General features: G+C 37.1%; 17 protein-coding genes and 1 CRISPR repeat array. All 17 genes read left to right on the top strand.

Features of this window, described 5'->3' with window-relative positions:
- The first annotated feature begins 150 nt into the window (after positions 1–150).
- The 17 genes from EO118_RS03565 (at position 151) to EO118_RS03645 (ending at position 20867) form a co-directional block, all read left to right on the top strand.
- Positions 151–1332, top strand: coding sequence for a DUF3084 domain-containing protein (locus tag EO118_RS03565; protein ID WP_127068670.1), 1182 nt, complete (start codon positions 151–153; stop codon positions 1330–1332).
- A gap of 10 nt (positions 1333–1342) precedes the next feature.
- Positions 1343–1765 carry a hypothetical protein gene (locus EO118_RS03570; RefSeq protein ID WP_127068671.1) on the top strand — a complete coding sequence of 141 codons (423 nt, stop codon included), beginning with the start codon at positions 1343–1345 and terminating at the stop codon, positions 1763–1765.
- Positions 1766–1776: 11 nt separating this feature from the next.
- On the top strand, positions 1777–2646 hold the full coding sequence (locus EO118_RS03575; RefSeq protein ID WP_240626885.1) for a YitT family protein: 870 nt from the start codon (positions 1777–1779) through the stop codon (positions 2644–2646).
- Between the two features lie 51 nt (positions 2647–2697).
- A complete protein-coding gene (lepB, locus tag EO118_RS03580) occupies positions 2698–3300 on the top strand; it encodes a signal peptidase I (protein ID WP_127068672.1) in 603 nt (200 codons plus the stop codon).
- Between the two features lie 79 nt (positions 3301–3379).
- Positions 3380–3913 (top strand): cob(I)yrinic acid a,c-diamide adenosyltransferase, encoded by a 534-nt coding sequence (cobO, locus tag EO118_RS03585; protein ID WP_127068673.1) that lies wholly within the window; start codon positions 3380–3382, stop codon positions 3911–3913.
- Positions 3914–4112: 199 nt separating this feature from the next.
- Positions 4113–4508 carry a class II SORL domain-containing protein gene (locus tag EO118_RS03590; protein WP_009353050.1) on the top strand — a complete coding sequence of 132 codons (396 nt, stop codon included), beginning with the start codon at positions 4113–4115 and terminating at the stop codon, positions 4506–4508.
- A 272-nt stretch (positions 4509–4780) separates the two neighbouring features.
- Positions 4781–6010: an aspartate kinase gene (locus EO118_RS03595; protein WP_127068674.1), complete on the top strand. Its 1230-nt coding sequence runs from the start codon at positions 4781–4783 to the stop codon at positions 6008–6010.
- Positions 6011–6037: 27 nt separating this feature from the next.
- A complete protein-coding gene (locus EO118_RS03600) occupies positions 6038–6733 on the top strand; it encodes a TVP38/TMEM64 family protein (RefSeq protein ID WP_127068675.1) in 696 nt (231 codons plus the stop codon).
- 500 nt (positions 6734–7233) lie between these two features.
- Positions 7234–11373 carry a type II CRISPR RNA-guided endonuclease Cas9 gene (gene cas9, locus EO118_RS03605; protein WP_127068709.1) on the top strand — a complete coding sequence of 1380 codons (4140 nt, stop codon included), beginning with the start codon at positions 7234–7236 and terminating at the stop codon, positions 11371–11373.
- A gap of 13 nt (positions 11374–11386) precedes the next feature.
- Positions 11387–12265 (top strand): type II CRISPR-associated endonuclease Cas1, encoded by an 879-nt coding sequence (gene cas1, locus EO118_RS03610; protein WP_127068676.1) that lies wholly within the window; start codon positions 11387–11389, stop codon positions 12263–12265.
- A 4-nt stretch (positions 12266–12269) separates the two neighbouring features.
- Positions 12270–12575 carry a CRISPR-associated endonuclease Cas2 gene (cas2, locus tag EO118_RS03615; protein WP_164726064.1) on the top strand — a complete coding sequence of 102 codons (306 nt, stop codon included), beginning with the start codon at positions 12270–12272 and terminating at the stop codon, positions 12573–12575.
- The gene (gene csn2 / locus EO118_RS03620; RefSeq protein ID WP_164726242.1) at positions 12572–13246 is read left to right on the top strand and encodes a type II-A CRISPR-associated protein Csn2; all 675 of its coding nucleotides are present in this window, start codon (positions 12572–12574) and stop codon (positions 13244–13246) included. Before cas2 ends, csn2 begins: the two co-directional genes overlap by 4 nt.
- Before the next feature lie 66 nt (positions 13247–13312).
- Positions 13313–15263: a CRISPR direct-repeat array (repeat unit 36 nt; unit sequence GTTTGAGAGTAGTGTGATTCCGTAAATGACTCAAAC).
- Between the two features lie 144 nt (positions 15264–15407).
- A complete protein-coding gene (locus EO118_RS03625) occupies positions 15408–15809 on the top strand; it encodes a hypothetical protein (RefSeq protein ID WP_127068679.1) in 402 nt (133 codons plus the stop codon).
- 1 nt (position 15810) lies between these two features.
- Entirely contained in the window at positions 15811–16335 is a 525-nt protein-coding gene (locus EO118_RS03630; protein ID WP_127068680.1) for a metallophosphoesterase, read from the top strand.
- Between the two features lie 175 nt (positions 16336–16510).
- A complete protein-coding gene (gene secA, locus EO118_RS03635) occupies positions 16511–18949 on the top strand; it encodes a preprotein translocase subunit SecA (RefSeq protein WP_127068681.1) in 2439 nt (812 codons plus the stop codon).
- 80 nt (positions 18950–19029) lie between these two features.
- Positions 19030–20137 (top strand): peptide chain release factor 2 gene (prfB, locus tag EO118_RS03640; protein ID WP_240626927.1). Its coding sequence is split into 2 segments (ribosomal slippage): positions 19030–19086 and positions 19088–20137, totalling 1107 coding nucleotides; the frame shifts between segments, so codons are not numbered across the junction.
- 88 nt (positions 20138–20225) lie between these two features.
- Complete coding sequence (locus EO118_RS03645) at positions 20226–20867, top strand: LmeA family phospholipid-binding protein (RefSeq protein WP_164723887.1); 642 nt, start codon at positions 20226–20228, stop codon at positions 20865–20867.
- The last annotated feature ends 6 nt before the right edge of the window (positions 20868–20873 follow it).

The raw sequence follows: 20873 nt of genomic DNA on the forward strand, positions 1-20873 counted from the left end.
GCATGACATATACTATGTTATGCTACTCTTTTATATCTATTTCTAATAAGTATATTGAGACCTTTTCCTTATAACCATTGTAGTGTACTATGGATTTTGATATACTAAGTAAAGATATAGGACTAGTATTTGACATTGAGGTATACGACTATGTTAGTGGGACTACGAATTCTCCTCATCATTACGATTATGGGGGGATTAATTGCATTTTTAGGCGATAAAATTGGCACCAAAGTAGGAAAACGTCGCATGAGTTTGTTTGGGTTACGCCCTAAGCATACGTCTATCATTGTGACAATAGTAACGGGTATTTTAATTTCCGCAGCCACATTGGGTGTACTTAGTATTGCATCCAACAATGTGCGTACTGCTTTGTTCGGTATGGATAAACTGAAAGCCGAGATGGCGCAACTTTCAGAAGATATCGACAAAAAAACAAAAGCGTTACAACAAAGTAATGATGAATTGAACCAAAAAAATAAACAATTGCAAAAGGTACAAAGTGATGTACAAGCAACGGAACAAGAACTAGAAGAAACGCGAAGTGCTTTAGCAAACATGGGAGATCAATTGGTATCGATCCAAGATGCCTATGCAGAAGCTGAGCATAAGTTAGTGGCGTCCAATGCGGAAGTAGGTCGTTTAGAAGATGTACGGACGCAACTAGAAAGTCATGTACAAGACTTACAAATAACAACAAAAGAATTAGAGGATGGCATCAATCATGTTCGTGAAGGCAATGTAGTATTCCGCAATGGGGAAGTCTTATCCCAAGCAGTGATTCGACCAGGCTTAGGGGAAGTGGAAAGCATGGCAGCCTTAACTAGTTTCTTGAAAGATACGAATCGTCTGATTTTGAATCGATTCCAAATGGAAGAGGAAAAAACAGTCATTTACGTAAGTCGAGATAATTTGAATGAAGTGGCAAAAGTAGTGGCCTCTACAGATAAACCATTGATGATTCGGGTTACCGCATCTGCCAACATTATTTATGGAGAACCAGCACTAGCAGAAATTCATGCATATCCTCATGATATGATTTTCAAAAAGGATACAGTTCTCTGGTCATCTTTAATAAATGGTGGTAACAGCGCACAAGATCAAGTGTTGGCTTTCTTAAAAGAAGTCAATGTAGAGGTAAAGAAACACGGTATCTTGCCTGATCCCATTACTGGCGAAGTGGGTTCTTTACCTGGCAATGAGCTGTTTACTACGATACGAAAAGTCGAAAATCAGCGTGGTCCTGTACGCTTAGAAGCTGTTACTAGAGAAGATACTTTCACTAGTGGGCCTGTACAAATTTTGCTTCGTGTCATTCCGGTAAATCAGTGAGGTGTAGACAATGGCATTGGAACCTTATGTATTGGCAGTTGACCCGGGGCGTGACAAAACCGGAATTGCGATTCTTACTAGAACATCTCAATTAGTGATGATGGATATTGTGCCTACTGATTCCGTAATGAGTGAATTACAATCTCTGTTAAGGATGTATGCAGGGGTATCTGTTTTAGTCTGTGGAAATGGAACGAATCATAAAGCGGTAGGGACTATTATAAAACATGTAGCAGAATCGCAAAGAAAAAAATTTACCTTTGTCAATGAAAAGCATACTACAGAAGAGGCACGGCGTCGTTATTTTGAAGTACATCCACCTACAGGGTGGCGAAAATTAGTGCCAAAGGGCATGTTATATCCTCCTGTTCCTGTGGATGATATTACGGCGTGGATAATAGGAGAACGTTGGTTAGTAACAAATAAGGAGTGAGTATCCGAAGGATGAAAGAACACAAAAGTAGAAAACGAAAATTAATGGATATGGCTATGCGCTACTTCATGATGATTATTGGTGCAGTCATTTATACCTATGGGCTAGATGTATTTCTCGTACCAAATCACCTGATTGATGGCGGTGTGGTAGGTATTGCGTTGATGGCGAGTAAGCTATCTGGTATCTCATTTAGTGTACTAGTTATGTTGATTAATCTACCGTTTTTATACGTAGGATATATGCAGATTGGTAAAAGTTTTACCATATCCACCCTATTCGCCATAGCGTGCATTTCCGTATTTTCTGCTTTCATGCATCATGTGCCGCCTATTGTGCATGACCCATTACTGGCAGCTGTTTTTGGCGGAATTATCCTTGGCCTTGGGGTAGGGATTATTATACGAAATGGTGGGTCCTTAGATGGATCGGAAATTGTAGCCATCATCTTTGATAAAAAGAGCTCTTTTTCCGTAGGTGAAATCGTCATGTTCCTAAACTTCTTTATTTTAGGAGCAGCGGGCTTTGTATATGATTGGAATAGCGCTATGTATTCCTTGATTGCCTATTTCGTAGCCTATAAAATGATGGACTTAGTCATTACGGGTGTAGAAGAATCGAAAGGCGTTATGGTCATCACCGATAAATCGGAAGAAGTGGCTGATGTAGTGATGCATCGATTGGGGCGTGGTGTCACTTTGCTATATGGTGAAGGGGCGTATACAAAGACTCCAAAACGTATCATTTACTGTGTGGTAACACGGTTGGAATTAACAAAATTGAAAGATATTATTTATGAAGTGGATGACAATGCTTTCATCACCATCAATGATGTACATGATGTATTCGGTGGGCAGTTCGGCAAAAAATCAATTCATTAATCGATGATTACAAGATACGTATTAGTACGCATCCTTAGAATAGGAGGAACTATGGAAAAAGATACAGCCATAGGCAGTCAAATTTTGAAAGAAGCTCGTGAGTGGATACAAGCTATTATTGTGGCTCTTATTGTAGCCATGTTAACGCATATATTTATTGTGCAACCTACGAGAGTGTCTGGGGAATCAATGGAGGATACCTTACATAATGGGGACTTCTTGTTAATTAGTAAATGGTCTCATGTGATGCGAGACATACCCAATTATGAAGATATTGTCATCATTGATAGCCGGGTGCAACGAGAACGCTCTTGGAAAGATGATGTGATGGAACCGTTGATGAACTATGCTAGTGTGGTAGTTCCATCCTTGCAAGGACATGATGTGTGGGTAAAACGAGTGATCGGTCGTCCAGGTGATACATTAGAATTTAAAGAAGGCCATGTGTGGAGAAATGGTACCAAGCTAAACGAGACGTATACTAAAAAAGAAACGATGAAGTTTGAACGCTCCTTACCAATTACTGTTCCAGAAGGGCATGTATTTGTGATGGGAGACAATCGTAATCATTCTTCAGATAGCCGTTTTATTGGATTTGTACCAGCGGATCATGTACTTGGTAAATTAGCGTATCATATACGTAATCCATTCTAACTATAATAAAATATAATCATTTGGAATCCTGTGCCTTGGCATAGGATTTCCATATATTCTAAGAAAGGTGGAGAGATAAATGGGTGAAGGTTTAATCTTAGTCAATACAGGAGACGGGAAAGGCAAGACAACAGCGGCTTTGGGCGTTGCACTGCGTTCAGCGGGCTGTGGTAGAAAAGTACTTATTTTACAATTTATTAAAAGTGGTGCGAATTATGGCGAATTAGCAGGCATTGATTTATTACCAACCGTAGAAATTCGATCCATGGGCAAAGGCTTTATCTTTCACAAGCAGGAAGAATCAGAAGAAAAAATGAAGGAACATCAACAAGCAGCCAAAGAAGCATGGGCTATGGTGGAAACAGAAGTGAAGTCTGGCCAATGGGATTTGATTATCCTCGATGAAATCAATTATGCCATTCATTATGGATTAGTAGATGTAGAGACAGTGGTAAACTTGCTGAAAACAAAACCGGAGAACTTGGACATGATTTTAACAGGTCGCAACGCACGTCCGGAGATTATTGAGTTGGCGCATACTGTCACAGAAATGAAAGTTATCAAACATGCATACCAACAGGGGATTAAAGCTAAACGTGGTATTGAATTCTAAGTAATACGGTTTACCTATGTATTTGAATACTTGATGTTGCAGAAAATAAAAGGCTTATGCAAAAACCACATCGAAAATCTTAAAAATAGTTCTTGCGTAAGTGCAGAAAAACAAGTACAATAATAGTGTACTAATTTAGTGCTTTACATGGAAAGGTTTCCATGTTTGGATATGATATTAATTCAAGGGGGTTATACCTATGGCTATCACAAATTATGTAAAAACAGCTGAATTTGCAACAGAAAAACACGTTCCAGTTATCACAGCACCTGACACTGTAAAAGCTGGCGAACGCGTAGTTATCGAATTAGAAGTGGGTAAAGAAATTGCTCATCCTAACACAGTAGAACATCATATTTCTTGGATCAAATTGTACTATGTAGAAGAAGGCACACAACTTCCTTACGAAGTAGCTCGTCTTGAGTTCAACGTACATGGTGAAGCACCTACAGGCGCTAACGAAGGTCCTGTACATGCAGAAGCAGCAGGTGTTGTTACAGCATCTTTCAAAAAATCTGGTCGTTTGATCGCAACATCTTACTGCAACATCCACGGCTTGTGGGAATCTGAAAAAGATATCGTAGTAGAAGGCTAATTTTGGATTAGACATCTAACTGAATTGATTATGATAAGGACTGTTACCCCTAGTAAGGGATGACAGTCCTTTATTATTACGTATAGAATTTGTATAGGCATAGACTGTTGTATAATATAGTAAAAATATATATAGAAATATCTACCTTAAAAAGACAAATGTATGATAAAAATAGTAAAATATTACAAAAATCCTTTACTTTAGTAGCGTAGTATGGTAGATTAATATAGATATTGTTTTATACTTTAGTATCTTATAAATGAGGGATTGCAGTGGCATTAATAGTGAAAAAATTTGGTGGTAGCTCTGTGGCGACACCTGAAAAAATATTTAACATTGTAAATCGCGTGTTACGTGATAAACAACCAGAGGATCGTATTGTGGTGGTTGTTTCTGCCATGGGCGATACAACAGATGATTTGGTGAACTTGGCGAAAGAAGTAACTTCTATGCCATATGGTCGTGAAATGGACCGTCTTCTTTCTACAGGAGAGCAAGTAACGATTGCATTGATGGCACTGGCGTTCCAAGCAAAAGGTCATGCAGCAGTTTCTATGACTGGTGAACAAGCAGGCATTGCTACTAGCGATGCATTTGGTAAAGCTCGCATTTTAGAGATTGAACCAAAGCGTGTGCTTGAAGCATTAGAAGCTGGTAACATTGTGGTAGTAGCAGGTTTCCAAGGTATGACGGAAGCAGGAGATATTACTACATTGGGCCGTGGCGGTTCTGATACAACAGCCGTAGCATTAGCAGGGGCTATGCAAGCTGATGTATGTGAAATATTTACAGATGTAGATGGGGTATACTCCACAGATCCACGAGTGGCACCGGGTGCTGTAAAATTGAAAGAAATCACTTATGGTGAAATGCTAGAAATGGCGCGCTTAGGGGCAGGCGTTATGCAACCAAGAGCGGTCGAAATGGGACATCGGTATGGGGTGCCAATTCATGTACGATCTACTTTCAGTGATGAAGAAGGCACGATAATTCGAGAGGAGTATACAATGAAAGCAAATCAATACGCGATTACAGGCGTTGCAGATGATACTAATGTGGCAAAAGTAAGTCTTGTAGGGGTGGAAAATATTCCAGGTGTGGCACATCAAGTGTTCCAAGCGTTGGCTAATAAGAGTATCGACGTAGACATGATTGTGCAAAGTATCCGCACTACAGATGATAAACGAACAGATATTGTGTTCACTATCACACGTGATGATGTGAACCTAGCGAAACAAGTGCTTGATGAACTTGGTCAATCCATGTCTATCGAAGAGTGTGTGATCAACGAAAATATGGCGAAGGTGTCTATTATTGGAGCAGGTATGTTGGGTCAACCAGGGGTCGCTGCGAAAATGTTTGGCATTTTATCTGACGAAGGCGTGAATATCGAGATTATCAGCACATCTGAAATCAGTATTTCTTGCCTTATCGGAGAAGAACATATTAAAACGGCGGTTCGTGCCATCCACGATAAGTTAGTATTAGACGGCAGAGGTTAAGTAACGACTAGAAAAGAAGGTATGGGAATGAATGATAAGAAAAAGGAACGATATATACAACTAGGGTTGTTGAGCGGATTGGTGATACTAGGAGTTCTAGTGTACGTCCTTGTTCCAGGTTTCTATGATGACATGTGGGAATTAATTCTTTCTGGTGATGTACAACGCATGGCAGAGGTATTACAATCCTATGGTCCGTGGGCCATGGTGATCAGCTTTGTTTTGGATGTACTCATCAATGCGCTAGGATTTTTACCGTCCATCTTCTTTTCCACAGCCAATGGTTTGCTATTTGGTGTAGTACCAGGGATAATTATCTCTTGGCTAGCAGAAACAGTGGGCGTTGTACTGAGCTTTATGATTATGCGCTATATCTTACGAGATACGGCGCATAAGGTTATAGAAAAGAGCGAGTTTTTACTGAAAGTGGATGACTTTAGTGGTAAAAATGGTTTGACTGTCATGCTCTTCGCTCGTGCCATTCCGTATTTTCCAAGTGGTATCATTACTGCCTTGGGAGCGATTAGCCAAATTTCTTTGCGCGATTATATTATCGCCAACTTGGTGGGGAAATTCCCTTCCACAGCACTAGAAGTCATCGTCGGTCACGATGCGGTGCTATTGCAAGATAACTTAGGTCGTTTAACAATCGTCATACTCGTTGCGTCGGTTTTGTATTTCCTATTGTGGAAAGGATACCAGCGATGGGTGAAGCAGAGGTAAGCAATTAAGGATGTCTTGTACCGTTGTAAAGGTTGATTATATCTAATCGGCATATATCATGACGATGAAATAGATAGTTTTGAAAGAGTATAAGAAATAGAAAGAGGAACGTTGATAGAGAGTTATCAGCGTTCCTTTTTTGTATATGAGAGTCTGTTATAGTTTTTTGAATAGATGATAGTATGTAATGTGTATGTATGCGTTCATTTTTGTCTGGAAAATAAAAAAACTCAATTCCTAATGAATTGAGTTAAGTACCCACAGCGGGTGCCCCAAGGGCGATGAAAATAAATTCGTATTTGAACGAGTGTGATTCTGTAAATGACTCAAACTCTTTGAGACACCTATATTGTATACAAAAAAAGAGGTGGAGTCAAGCTTTTTTTAGTAGTATAATACAATTAAATAACAGATGGTAATATTCATTTTGATATATAGTCATGGATATTGCTTTTTCATTGCGTGATGACGGTTATCTTATATGGGAAGGGAGAAGTACAATGAGTGATTTTGACAAACACAAGGATCAGATTTGTAAACACAAAGGCTTGAAACAGGGGAATTATTATATTGGGTTTGACATTGGTACCAACTCTGTGGGTTGGGCTGCCACCAATGAGAAGTATGAATTATTGAAATTCAAATCTCATAAAATATGGGGCTCCAGATTATTTAAAGGCGCAGAGACAGCTGCAGAAACTCGTATGAAACGGTCTCTTCGTCGTCGTTATAAACGCCGCAAATTCCGTTTACTCCTACTCGAATCATTATTTGCTAAAGAAATTAACGAAGTAGATGATACATTTTTCATGCGCCTTCATGAGTCGAAATATCATTTAGAAGATAAGACGAATCCAGTGAAATATACACTATTTATGGACAAAGATTATACAGATGTCGATTACTACAAGGAGTTTCCTACTATTTACCATTTGCGCCATCACTTGATGACAGAAGGCACGAAAGATATTCGCTTGTTATTCTTGGCTATTCATCATATCTTAAAACATCGGGGAAACTTTTTATATGGGAAAAAAGAATTTTCTCTAGATGGAGAGATTAATGAAGTCGTTCAAGCTACGTTATCAGAGTTAGGTTTTGGTTCTATTATAGAGAATAAGGGGATATTGGATTCAGTTGTTGTTTTATTGCTAGACAAAGGTATTGTAAGACGTGATAAGGTAAAACAACTAGAATCGATGATTGCTAACGGGAAAAAACTTTCTAGTATTGATAAAAAACGGTTACAAGCATGGGCGAATTTAATTGTGGGATTGAAAGCTAAGTTAGTAGAACTATTTACTGAAGTTGATGTAGATATTGTAGAACCTGATGAAAAAGAGCTTAGAATTATTAGTTTAGATGAATTGATTTATGATGATGTACGAAGTGCTTATGCAGAAGTATGGGGTGATCGGTTGGGCTTAGTAGATCAATGTAAAGTTTTGCATGATAGCATTATTCTTAGCGATATGGTAAAGCCAGGACAATCCTTATCAGAGGCAAAAATAGAAACATATGCTAAACATAAAAACGATTTAGCACTTTTAAAGGGAGTGTTAAAACAAGATGAGAAACTATATGATGATATGTTTAAGGCTGATCTGAAAGAAGGCACAAATTATGTGAAATATATTAAGAAGGGAGTCATTGGAAAGACTACTACAACAGAAAAATCCTTTTATAGCTATGTTGAAAAAGTATTAAAACAATTACCAGAATCATTAGAAATAGAAAAGATAAAGGAAGAGATAAAAGAAAAGAATTTCTTACCACTTCAACGAATTAATAAAAATGGTGTAGTACCTTACCAATTACATAAAGAAGAATTAGTACGTATTCTAGACAAAGCAAAAACAAATTTCCCATTTTTAAGTGAAGTAGAAGATGGATTGACTGTAGCGGACAAAATTATTTCCATCTTGGAGTTTAAAATTCCTTATTATGTGGGTCCATTGAATCCTGCACATTCAATTGAGAATGGTGGGTATGCTTGGGTTGTTCGTAAGGAAGCGGGACAAGTATTGCCATGGAACTTTGAACAAAAAATTGATGTCCAAGCATCAGCGGTTAAATTTATTGAAAACTTAACTAATAAATGTACTTATTTAATTGACCAAGATGTGTTACCTAAATATTCCTTGCTCTATGCGGAGTTTTCTTTATTGAATGAATTGAACAATATTCGTATCAATGGCAAACCATTACCAGTAGATGTTAAACAAGCATTTATACGAGATCACTTTATGTCTTTACAGGATACTAAAACAGCTACGAAAAAAGTGGTAGCAAAATATTTAGTAGATAATAACTATGTGTCACAATCTCCGGTTATTACGGGTATGGATCAACAGATTGCTACGAAACTAACATCTCATAGAGATATGGCTCGTATCCTAGGTGAAAATTTTGATTATTCCATGGCAGAAGACATCATTCGCTATATTACTATCTTTGGTGAAAGTAAAGATATGTTACGACAAGTAATGAAAAACAACTATGGAGAACGACTTACAGAGGAACAAATCAAAAAATTAGGAAAGTTAAAATACGTTGGATGGGGAAGGTTGTCCAAGAGATTCTTGAGTGATATTAGGGGCATAAAAAAGAATGATGATGACTCTGAAGAAGGCACCATTATTGAACATATGCGACAAGGTCATGAAAACTTGATGCAATTGTTGAGTTCTTCCTATTCTTTTATTGAGAATGTACAAAAATACGTAAAAAATGTATTAGGAACAAAAGAAAAATCAGCTTTTGAAATGCTAGAAGAATTATCCTTATCACCAATGGTAAAACGTAGTGTATGGCAAACATTGCGTATTCTTGATGAGCTTGTATCTATTCGTAAAGAACTACCAAAGAAAATATTTGTGGAAGTAACAAGAACTAATAAAGTAGATAAAAAACGAAATAAATCTAGAAAAGCAATTTTAGTCGATTTGTATAATCAAATCAAAAATGATGATATAAATAGACTGCGCAATGAGCTAAATGTACTAAATGAGGCAGATTTAGATAGTAGGAAGTTATATCTTTATTTTACTCAGCTAGGTAGATGTATGTATTCAGGGAAAAGGATTGATATACGTGATCTAGTTACAGGTCAATATGATAAAGATCATATATTTCCGAAAAGTAAAACTAAAGATGATAGTTTCGATAATTTAGTGTTAGTTGATAAAACTATAAATATGCGTAAAACAGATAATTATCCTATTGATGAAACAATTCAAAAACAAAGTCGAGATTTTTGGAAGATGTTATTGGATAAAGGGCTAATATCTCAAAAGAAATTTGAACGGTTAATCAGAATTGAACCTTTAACAAATGATGAATTAAATCAATTTATTAATCGTCAAATCGTTTCTACTAGCCAATCTATTAAGGCCGTGACAACTTTATTACAACAACTGTATCCCAAAACAGAAATTGTATTTGTAAAAGCAGAAAATGTATCCGATTTTAGACGAGATTATGGGTTCATTAAAGTGCGATCGGTGAATCACCATCATCATGCAAAAGATGCCTATTTAAATATCGTGGTAGGTAATGTATATCACGAAAAGTTTACAAAAGACTTTCTTTCATTTGCAAAGAATAAAGGTGTAGATAGAACATATAATTTAACGAAAATGTATGATGAAAGAATTTTTAGTGGCAATAACAAAGATATGATTATCTGGGATCCAAAATACAGTATGGAAACCGTTACTGCAATGATGAAAAGTAATGATGTGAGAATTACAAGAAGAGCTGTTGCAGATAAAGGAAAATTATTCCGAAAAGAAGGCTTGAAAAAGGCTAATGTGGCAATTAAGTCATCAGATGATAAATATTTACCTATAAAAGAAACTGATTGCAGAGTGGAAGAACTTGGGAAATATGGAGGACGAAGTGATATTAAAATTGCTGAATATGTAGTTTTAAAAACAATTGATGAAAAAAATAAAGAGAAAATTGAAATTTTCCCGGTGCCCGTGTATTTGTTAAATCGAGATTTTTCAGATCAATCTATTTGTAATCTATTTGTTAAGTATTATAAAGGAAAGGTAGCTTTAAAAAGTATTCATGTTATATATAGAGGGCTATATAATGGAAGCTTAATTAATTTTGAGGGAAATAGACTTTTTTTGGGAGGAAGAACAAAAGATGAAGTATATGTTGATCATGCGATTCCTTTATTACTTGATAATGATTTGAATATATATATAAAGTTATTAGAAAAAATTCAATTCAAAAAAGATAATAAAATTCTATTTGATATTAATAAAATAAAGACTACTTATCTAGATGAGTCTGTTAGTGTTACTTTAGAAAAGAATTTGGCTCTCTATAAAAAGTTTATGGAAAAATTGTCTGGTTCATTATTTAGGAAGATTCCTAAAGATAAGTTGAAACTTTTAAAGACAACTGGATATGAAGAATTTAAAAACTTATCTCTAGAAGATCAGGTATTTACATTAATGAAAATACTCAATTTAATTACTAACTTCACTGATAATCGAAATATAGATGGACTTAATATAAATATATCTAGAGGTACAATAGGTGTAAATTTAACTAATAAAAGCAGTTTCAGTGTCATCACAACATCTATTACGGGTTTATATGAAAATGAAATTAAAATAAAATAGAATAGGAGATATTATGAGTTGGCGAACGGTAGTTATAACTAAGCAATCTAAACTTGATTTTAAAATGAATTATATGATTGTTCGGCAGGGATTCGATGTGAAGAAAGTTTTTATTGATGAAATTTATATGCTAATCATTGAATCTACAGCAGTTAGTTTGACTGCCGTTTTGCTGAATGCTTTAGTTAAAGCAAAAGTAAAAATTGTATTTTGTGATGAAAAGAGAAACCCTAGTAGTGAAGTGATGCCTTTGTATGGTTCTCATAATGCGAGTAAAAAGTGCCGGTTACAGGTGAGTTGGGACAGTGAAATCAAAGGGCTGGTTTGGAGTAAAATTATTGCTGAAAAGATTAACAATCAAGCACGGATACTTGAAAAATATGGACATCAAGAAGAAAGTGAGTTGTTGCAATCCTATCGAGATGAAGTACGAATTAATGATATGACACAACGGGAAGGCCATGCAGCTAAAGTATACTTTAATAGCTTGTTTGGAAATACTTTCACAAGGGAGCAAGAAAATCCAATTAATGCGGGGTTAGATTACGGGTATAGTATACTTCTTTCTGCGGTGAATCGTGAAATTGTTAAGAATGGATTTATCACGCAATTAGGTATCAATCATCGAAATCAATTTAATCTATACAATCTAGGATCAGACCTGGTGGAGGCGTTGCGTGTGTTTGTAGATCATAAGGTGATTAGTCTTGAGGTACAGGAGTTTGGGAAAGATGAAAAAATCAGCTTAGTCCAGCTCCTATCATTAGTTGTAGATATAGATGGATACCGATTTTTATTAAAGGATGCCATCGGCATTTATTGTAAAAGCGTATTAGATGCATTGACGTACCAAGATCCTGGGTTAGTTAGGTTTATAGAATATGAGTTATAGATTTATGAGAGTATTCGTAATGTTTGATTTACCAACAGATACATCGGTTCACAGAAAGGCCTATCGCGATTTTAGAAAATTTTTGTTAGTTAATGGGTTTATTATGTTACAAGAATCGGTGTATGTAAAGTTGGTATTAAATGGAACCAGTGTTAGATTGTTGGAAAAGCAACTGCGAGAACATAAACCGGCGGATGGAAACATTTGCTTATTAACTGTGACTGAAAAGCAATATTCAAAAATGGAAATATTGACGGGAGAGGTGCAGTCGGAAGTCCTAGATACAACAGAGAGAGTGATTGTACTGTGAAACTTTTTTATCAAGACTCAACGATAGAGATTAACTTGGATACTACTAAAATTAATTGCCTGTGTATAGAAAAACATAGTATATTTCGCCATATGATTTTAGAATTGTATGAACAATATAGTGGTGGTGAAGGGCCTTGGATTTATAATGTGAATGCCAAAGGAGTAGCCATTGATAAGTCACTTCATGTCATCATGAACCCCATCCAGGTAGATGTGAATAGTAAAACAATACTAACAAAGTTAACGGCCAATTTGGTGAAAGAAAGTAATTTAATGATGGAAGAGTTACATGAAACGGTGTCCAGATTACATCAATTTTACTATCAACTGGAATTTGGATCATCGATTGATATCGAGCATAAGGAAGAAATCGTTGCTGCGGATATCATCAAGTTAGGAGCTTTTAAAATACCTGAAAATGATGCGGATCCAGTGGACCGTTTAGTAGACTATATCAATATAGTTCATGAACTATTAAATCCAGATCTATTTGTGATTGCAAATATAGAGATGTATTTAGACGTGGAAGAATTACATGCATTTTTTACGACTATGTTAGCGAAACAGCTATGCGTTTTATGTATATCTTCTGGGGTACATGGACTAGATGATATTGATAAATCTTTTATTAATGGGTATACTTTAGATAGCGACTTTTGTTTGATATAACAGCGTTTACAGAATCACACTTGGTGGTGACTGGACAAGCTTTGGAATCCCAAACTCGTATTTGGGGTTTGAGAGTAGTGTGATTCCGTAAATGACTCAAACCGTGCGATTGCACGTGGTATCACTGATTACGTTTGAGAGTAGTGTGATTCCGTAAATGACTCAAACATTATGCCCCACACGTGCCATTGCTGCTTTGTTTGAGAGTAGTGTGATTCCGTAAATGACTCAAACCCCATTTTTTGCCCATTTCTTATATATTAAGTTTGAGAGTAGTGTGATTCCGTAAATGACTCAAACTTTCAAAACTTTATTTACAAAATGGTGGTCGTTTGAGAGTAGTGTGATTCCGTAAATGACTCAAACTACCCACCTGAGGTAGAACCTAAGAAACGTGTTTGAGAGTAGTGTGATTCCGTAAATGACTCAAACTGAAGAAATGGAACAATTGCGTGAGGTTGCGTTTGAGAGTAGTGTGATTCCGTAAATGACTCAAACAAATGCTACCGTGGGTAATTCTGGAAGTTGGTTTGAGAGTAGTGTGATTCCGTAAATGACTCAAACTAGATCATACTTTCAACATAAGCCGGGGGTGTTTGAGAGTAGTGTGATTCCGTAAATGACTCAAACCACGGTTTTCATACTCCACCACATTAGATGGTTTGAGAGTAGTGTGATTCCGTAAATGACTCAAACTAAAGAACAGTACAAAATAAGAAAAGCAGCGTTTGAGAGTAGTGTGATTCCGTAAATGACTCAAACGGTTCGACTCTTTATCTTTGTATCGTTCATGTTTGAGAGTAGTGTGATTCCGTAAATGACTCAAACTTGTGACATATAATGCGCACGAACTTGGCCGTTTGAGAGTAGTGTGATTCCGTAAATGACTCAAACCTAAAGAAGAATCTAAAGGTAAGAAGAAAAGTTTGAGAGTAGTGTGATTCCGTAAATGACTCAAACGAACCGTGAGGAACAAATTGAATAATTTACGTTTGAGAGTAGTGTGATTCCGTAAATGACTCAAACAGACGTGTGAGACATATCTATTTTTACCGTGTTTGAGAGTAGTGTGATTCCGTAAATGACTCAAACATATATGCAGCTAGTGAAGTCTTTCCTCCTGTTTGAGAGTAGTGTGATTCCGTAAATGACTCAAACGAATCTAAATGATCTCTATACATCTTTACTGTTTGAGAGTAGTGTGATTCCGTAAATGACTCAAACTAAACTCCTCTATGCAAGCAATATTTTCAGGTTTGAGAGTAGTGTGATTCCGTAAATGACTCAAACGATGTTAGAGGAAAACACGAGACGAACCGCGTTTGAGAGTAGTGTGATTTCGTAAATGACTCAAACATGTTGACCTAGTAGAAGGTAAGAAAAAACGTTTGAGAGTAGTGTGATTCCGTAAATGACTCAAACTTGATTTGGATACATTAGTTATGCCAAATGAGTTTGAGAGTAGTGTGATTCCGTAAATGACTCAAACATATGATTGTGCATACACTTGTTATGGAAAGTTTGAGAGTAGTGTGATTCCGTAAATGACTCAAACAGAAGGTAGTTTTACATACCCCTAATGATGGTTTGAGAGTAGTGTGATTCTGTAAATGACTCAAACCAGGTTATACTCTCAAACCTCCTACCCCAGGTTTGAGAGTAGTGTGATTCTGTAAATGACTCAAACAGAACGTCCTAACTTGCCGTGAGGATGTTGGTTTGAGAGTAGTGTGATTCTATAAATGACTCAAACTCTGCCACTATCACCCAATCTGCGTGACAGGTTTGAGAGTAGTGTGATTCTGTATATGATTCAAACATACTGATCCATCCGCCCTACGGTATGTTGGTTTGAGAGTAGTGTGATTCTGTAAATGACTTAAACTTCGGAGAGGCTTTTGGGGGGTTAATTATCGTTTGAGAGTAGTGTGATTCTGTAAATGGCTCAAACAGGTCAAAATTCGCTATTTTTTTAGGTAATGTTTGAGAGTAGTGTGACTCTGTGAATGACTCAAACAACATAATGCAGTGGATCCGAACACTTTGGGTTTGAAAGTAGTATGATTCTAAATATATCTCATATGAGATAATTACCAAGTATATTAAGATATTTGAACTTAATTGTTTTATAATTTTATCATTTAAACGAAGGAGGCCCTCCATGGCTAAATACGAATGGTGTACTGATGAATACCTAGAAAAGAAAAAAGAATGTTTTGATGCTTGTTTAAGTAAAGAATTTTTACAAGACTTGCAGGAATTGGTGCGTGAACATTATGATTTCGATGATGACTATCGCATTGGTAACTGGGACTTTATGGATGAAGATACTGTGGGTGTATACCGATTTGTCGAGACTTTAGCTGAAAAACATGGTGTTCAGGAACTGATTACCTTTTTAGACTCATTGGATTGGTGTGAGTATGATCTTGCAATGGATACCATGTTTGTTACCTATGGTAGAATGTTTCATTTGTTTACGCCAAAACGGCGCTATAGAAATCTATTTAAAGCAAAAGCTTTACATTATAAAGCTTGGATGCGAGAATTGAGGAAAAAATAAAATGATTTACTTTACCAGCGATTTGCATTTCGGTCATGAAAATGTGATTCGCTTTAATAATCGTCCTTTCAGAGATGAAAGGGAGATGTCAAGGGTTCTGATTACGAACTACAATAGTATTGTAAGGCCTGATGATACAGTGTATTTATTGGGCGATCTAGCTTATAAAATTGGAGCGGATCAAGCGAATGCATACTTTCAACAGCTAAATGGACGAAAGATTTTAATCATAGGAAATCATGATCGCTATGAGGAGTATGATCAATCATTGTTTGAGGAGATTACGCATTATACATACCTTCGTACAGAGGGTGTGAGCTTGGCACTCATGCATTATCCTATTTTGGACTGGCAAGGTGGTCGTAATAAAGGTGGTCTCATGTTGCATGGACATATGCATAACACACCGGAGTATAATGCAGAGAATCGAGCCAATGGCATTCGACGATATGACGTGGGCGTTGATGCGAACTATTACTTTCCTGTGTCATTGACGTATATTAAACAGTTTTTTGGAATTGAATAAGGGAGTGGAGAGATTAGACTGGCTAGATTGGTCTAATCTTTTTTATATAGTATAGAATGATAAACTTGGCACCGTCTTTTTATCATTCTTTTTGACTATTACTTGCTAGTAGGCTATAATAATCTAGATACATAGTCTTTAATTGAAACTTTCCACATATAAGGAGTTGAGATAGTTGTTAGGTTTTATACAAAAACTATTAGGCAATAAAAATGCAAAAGAAATTAAACGGATTCGATCCATTGTTGAAGAGATTAATGGATTGGAACCAGAATTGTTATCGTTAAGTGATACTTCTTTGCGCGCAAAGACAGAGGAGTTCAAAGCAAGATTGGCAGATGGTGAAACATTAGATGATATTTTACCAGAAGCATTTGCCGTAGTTCGTGAAGCATCCAAACGTGTGTTGGGTATGCGTCACTTCGATGTGCAAATGATCGGGGGTATTGTATTGCACCGTGGCAATATTGCAGAAATGCGTACGGGTGAAGGTAAAACATTAGTGGCTACCTTACCAGTATATTTGAATGCTCTATCTGGTAAAGGTGTGCACGTTGTAACAGTGAACGATTACTTAGCGAAACGTGACAGCGAATGGATGGGCCGTTTATATAATTTCTTAGGCTTATCTACTGGCTTAATTGTAGCTGGTTTAGATTACGACCAACGTAAACAATCCTATGGCGCAGACATTACATACGGTACAAATAATGAGTTCGGCTTTGACTACTTGCGTGATAATATGGTTGTCCATGCAGATCAAATGGTACAACGTCCGTTGAACTATGCCATCGTCGATGAAGTGGACTCTATCTTAATCGATGAAGCGCGTACACCACTTATTATTTCTGGTCCAGGGGAACGCTCTACGGAACGCTATTATGAATTAGCTAAAGTAGTGCCTCACTTGGTGAAAGATGAAGATTATACGATCGATGAAAAACAAAAAACGATTGCTCCTACAGAAGAAGGGATTGCAAAAGTTGAAAAGATGTTACACATCGAAAACTTATATGATTCCTCAAACCTAGAATTGAATCACTTGTTAAGTGCTTCCCTTCGTGCCTATGCCATGATGGAACGAGACAAAGATTATGTCGTGAAAGATGGCGAGGTTGTTATCGTCGATGAATTTACGGGTCGTTTGATGTTCGGTCGTCGCTATTCTGATGGCTTACACCAAGCTATTGAAGCCAAAGAAGGCCTACGTGTAGAACGTGAAAGCCAAACGTTGGCGTCCATCACATTCCAGAACTATTTCCGTATGTACGAAAAATTGTCTGGTATGACTGGTACAGCGAAAACAGAAGAACAAGAATTTAACAATATTTACGGTTTGGAAGTATATGAAATTCCACCAAATAAAGTATTGGCACGTGTGGATATGCCAGATTTAATCTTTAAAACAAAAGATGCTAAATATCGTGCTGTTGTACGAGATGTAGTGGAACGTCATAAAACAGGGCAGCCAATCTTGGTGGGTACTACCTCTATTACGCAATCTGAAATGCTAAGTGATATGTTGACAAAAGCAGGCGTACCTCACAATGTATTGAATGCGAAACATCATGAGCAAGAAGCAGAAATTGTTGCGAATGCAGGTCAGCGTGGCATGGTAACAATTGCCACGAATATGGCAGGCCGTGGTACCGATATTTCCTTAGGGGAAGGCGTAGCTGAATTAGGTGGTTTGCACATTTTAGGTACTGAGCGACATGAAAGTCGTCGTATCGACAATCAGCTGCGTGGTCGTTCTGGCCGTCAAGGGGACAATGGTTCCTCTCAATTCTTCCTATCCTTGGAAGATGATTTGATGCGTATTTTCGGCGCAGATAATATTGCTGGCATGATGGATAAATTAGGTATGGAAGAAGACGAGCCTATCGAGCATTCTTTAATTACTAAATCCATCGAACGAGCACAGAAAAAAGTAGAAAATCATAACTTTAATATTCGTAAGTATATCTTGGAATATGATGATGTTATGAATCAACAACGGGAAGTATTATACGGACAACGTCGTTTGATCTTAAATAACCAATCCTTGCGTGAAACGATCTTACATATGGTTGATAATTTGATTATCAACGCTATGAATCAGTATGCAGATGAAAAACTATATCCAGAAGAATGGAACTATGAAGGCTTACTAAAACATTTAGAAATTTACTTCTTAGAACCAGGTATGTTGACAGTAGAGCAAATGGAAGAATATGGTCGTGCAGAATTGCAAGAGCATTTAATTGACATTGCTCACAAAGAGTATGAAAAACGTGAAGCCTTATTTGGAGAAGCCAATATGCGTGAGCTTGAAAAAGCCATCATGCTTAAAGTGGTGGACAGCAAATGGATGGAACATTTGGATGCCATGGATATGTTAAAAGAAGGGATTGGCCTACGTGCATATGGACAAAAAAATCCATTAGTAGAATACAAATTCGAGGCCTATGACATGTTCGAAAGTATGAAAGAAGCTATTACGGATGAAACTATTATGTATTTATACCGTATCCAAATTAATGTGGAAACAATAGCAGAAGAAGAACCGGTTGATCATCTAGCTGATGCTAAGACCCACCATGAAGACGTGTTGGAACCACAAAACGTAGACTAGACTTTCATGGCCACGCAGCGAGGTGATACATCTCCTGTGCGGCCATTTGTTGTATAGAATGAAAGAAAGAGGTGAATAAATTGTTAGAAGACTTAAAAGGTCCTATCGACAATTTAGAGGAGCGTATTTTTGGAATGAGGGATTCACTTTAACATCGCTCAAAAAGAAGAACGCATATTAACATTAGATATAAAAATGAGTGACCCTGATTTTTGGAATGATCCAGAGGCAGCACGCGACATTTCCCAAGAGGCGACACAATTAAAAGATGCTGTAGAAGGATATAAAAAGCTGGTCACAGATATCGAAGAAGCAAAGCTCATGTTAGAGATGGCCATCGATGAGGAAGATGTATCTATGGAAGGGGAACTGACTGCTATGGTAGAACAGTTGACTCATGAAGTAGAGCATCGCGAAGTATTACTCCTATTAAGTGGTGAATACGATAAGAATAATGCCATCCTTACCTTCCATGCCGGTGCCGGTGGTACAGAGGCACAAGATTGGTGCTCTATGCTCATTCGCATGTACTTGCGTTGGGCGGAAAAACAAGGGTATAGTATTTCTCTCATGGATGAACAAGTAGGAGATGAAGCAGGCGTTAAAAGTGCGACGTTCCTTATAAAAGGGGAAAATGCCTTTGGTTATATGAAATCTGAAAAAGGTGTACATCGGTTAGTTCGTATTTCTCCGTTTGATTCTGCCGCACGCCGTCATACATCGTTCTGTGCTGTTGACGTGATGCCTGAAATTGATGAGACCGTAGAAATTAATTTAGATATGAAAGATGTACAAGTGGATACGTATCGTGCCAGTGGTGCTGGTGGACAGCACATCAACAAAACGGACTCTGCCGTGCGTATGACACATACTCCGACGGGGATTGTCGTACAGTGTCAAAGTGAGCGCTCACAAATTCAAAATAGAGAACAATGTTTAAAACTATTGCGTGCTAAATTATTTGAATTAGAGTTAGAAAAGCAAGCTGAATTGAAGGAACAATTGGGCGGTACCTACCAAGCCATTGAATGGGGGAGCCAAATTCGATCCTATGTATTCCATCCGTATAATATGGTTAAAGATCATCGTACTAGTGTGGAAACAGGTAATGTACAAGCTGTCATGGACGGTAATTTAGATCAATTTATGGAAGGTTTCTTGAAGAAAGAAGCGAATTTAACAATATAATGGAGTGGCAGTGAGAAATTTCTTTTTAAAAACAATACTATTCATCTTGATACTAGGTGGTATCGTTATAGGAGGATCATCCTTTCTATTGCCTACGCTTGTGAGTCATGAAGTGGAATCAAGATTAGAAGGAGCTTTACATCCTGATGAACAATCTATGCGTATTGAATCCTCTCCTGGATTTAAATTGGCCTTAGGTGAGATTGACTCCTTTCGTGGTAACTTAGAAGGCGTTACTTTAGGTAAGTTGAAAGTACAACGTTTGACATTTGATTTACGTCAAATTCAGATTGAGCCTAAAGAATTATTTTTTGACCAACAATTACGTTTTACGAGTTTTGGACAAGGTCATATTGAAGGAGTTATCCATCAAGATGATTTAAAACGATATATTGAACAACATTTATCCAGTTCCAGTGCAAAAGGGTTATCCATTGAAACTGTGGAGATTTCTGATCGTGGCGTTGTCATGACTGGTCGTATCGACGTAGGAGGATTCCTTTCCGGTAAGGTAACCATCCAAGGTCATTTGGAAATTGAAGGGAATACATTACAATTTGCTACTGAAAAGTTATCCATTGGTGGAGCTAGTTTAAACCGCCTATCTAGTGGTGCGGTAAAAGCAATTCCTCTCTATGATTTTGGAAAATTCCCAATTCCAGTTCAATTGGATCGTGTAGAAACAGGACGTGAAGAAATTCATGTATTCGTGCATCCTGTTGCACAATAGGAGGGC

Origin of the sequence: Veillonella sp. 3891 (assembly GCF_003992315.1) — a bacterium.
In the GTDB taxonomy this organism is placed as follows: Bacteria; Bacillota; Negativicutes; order Veillonellales; family Veillonellaceae; genus F0422.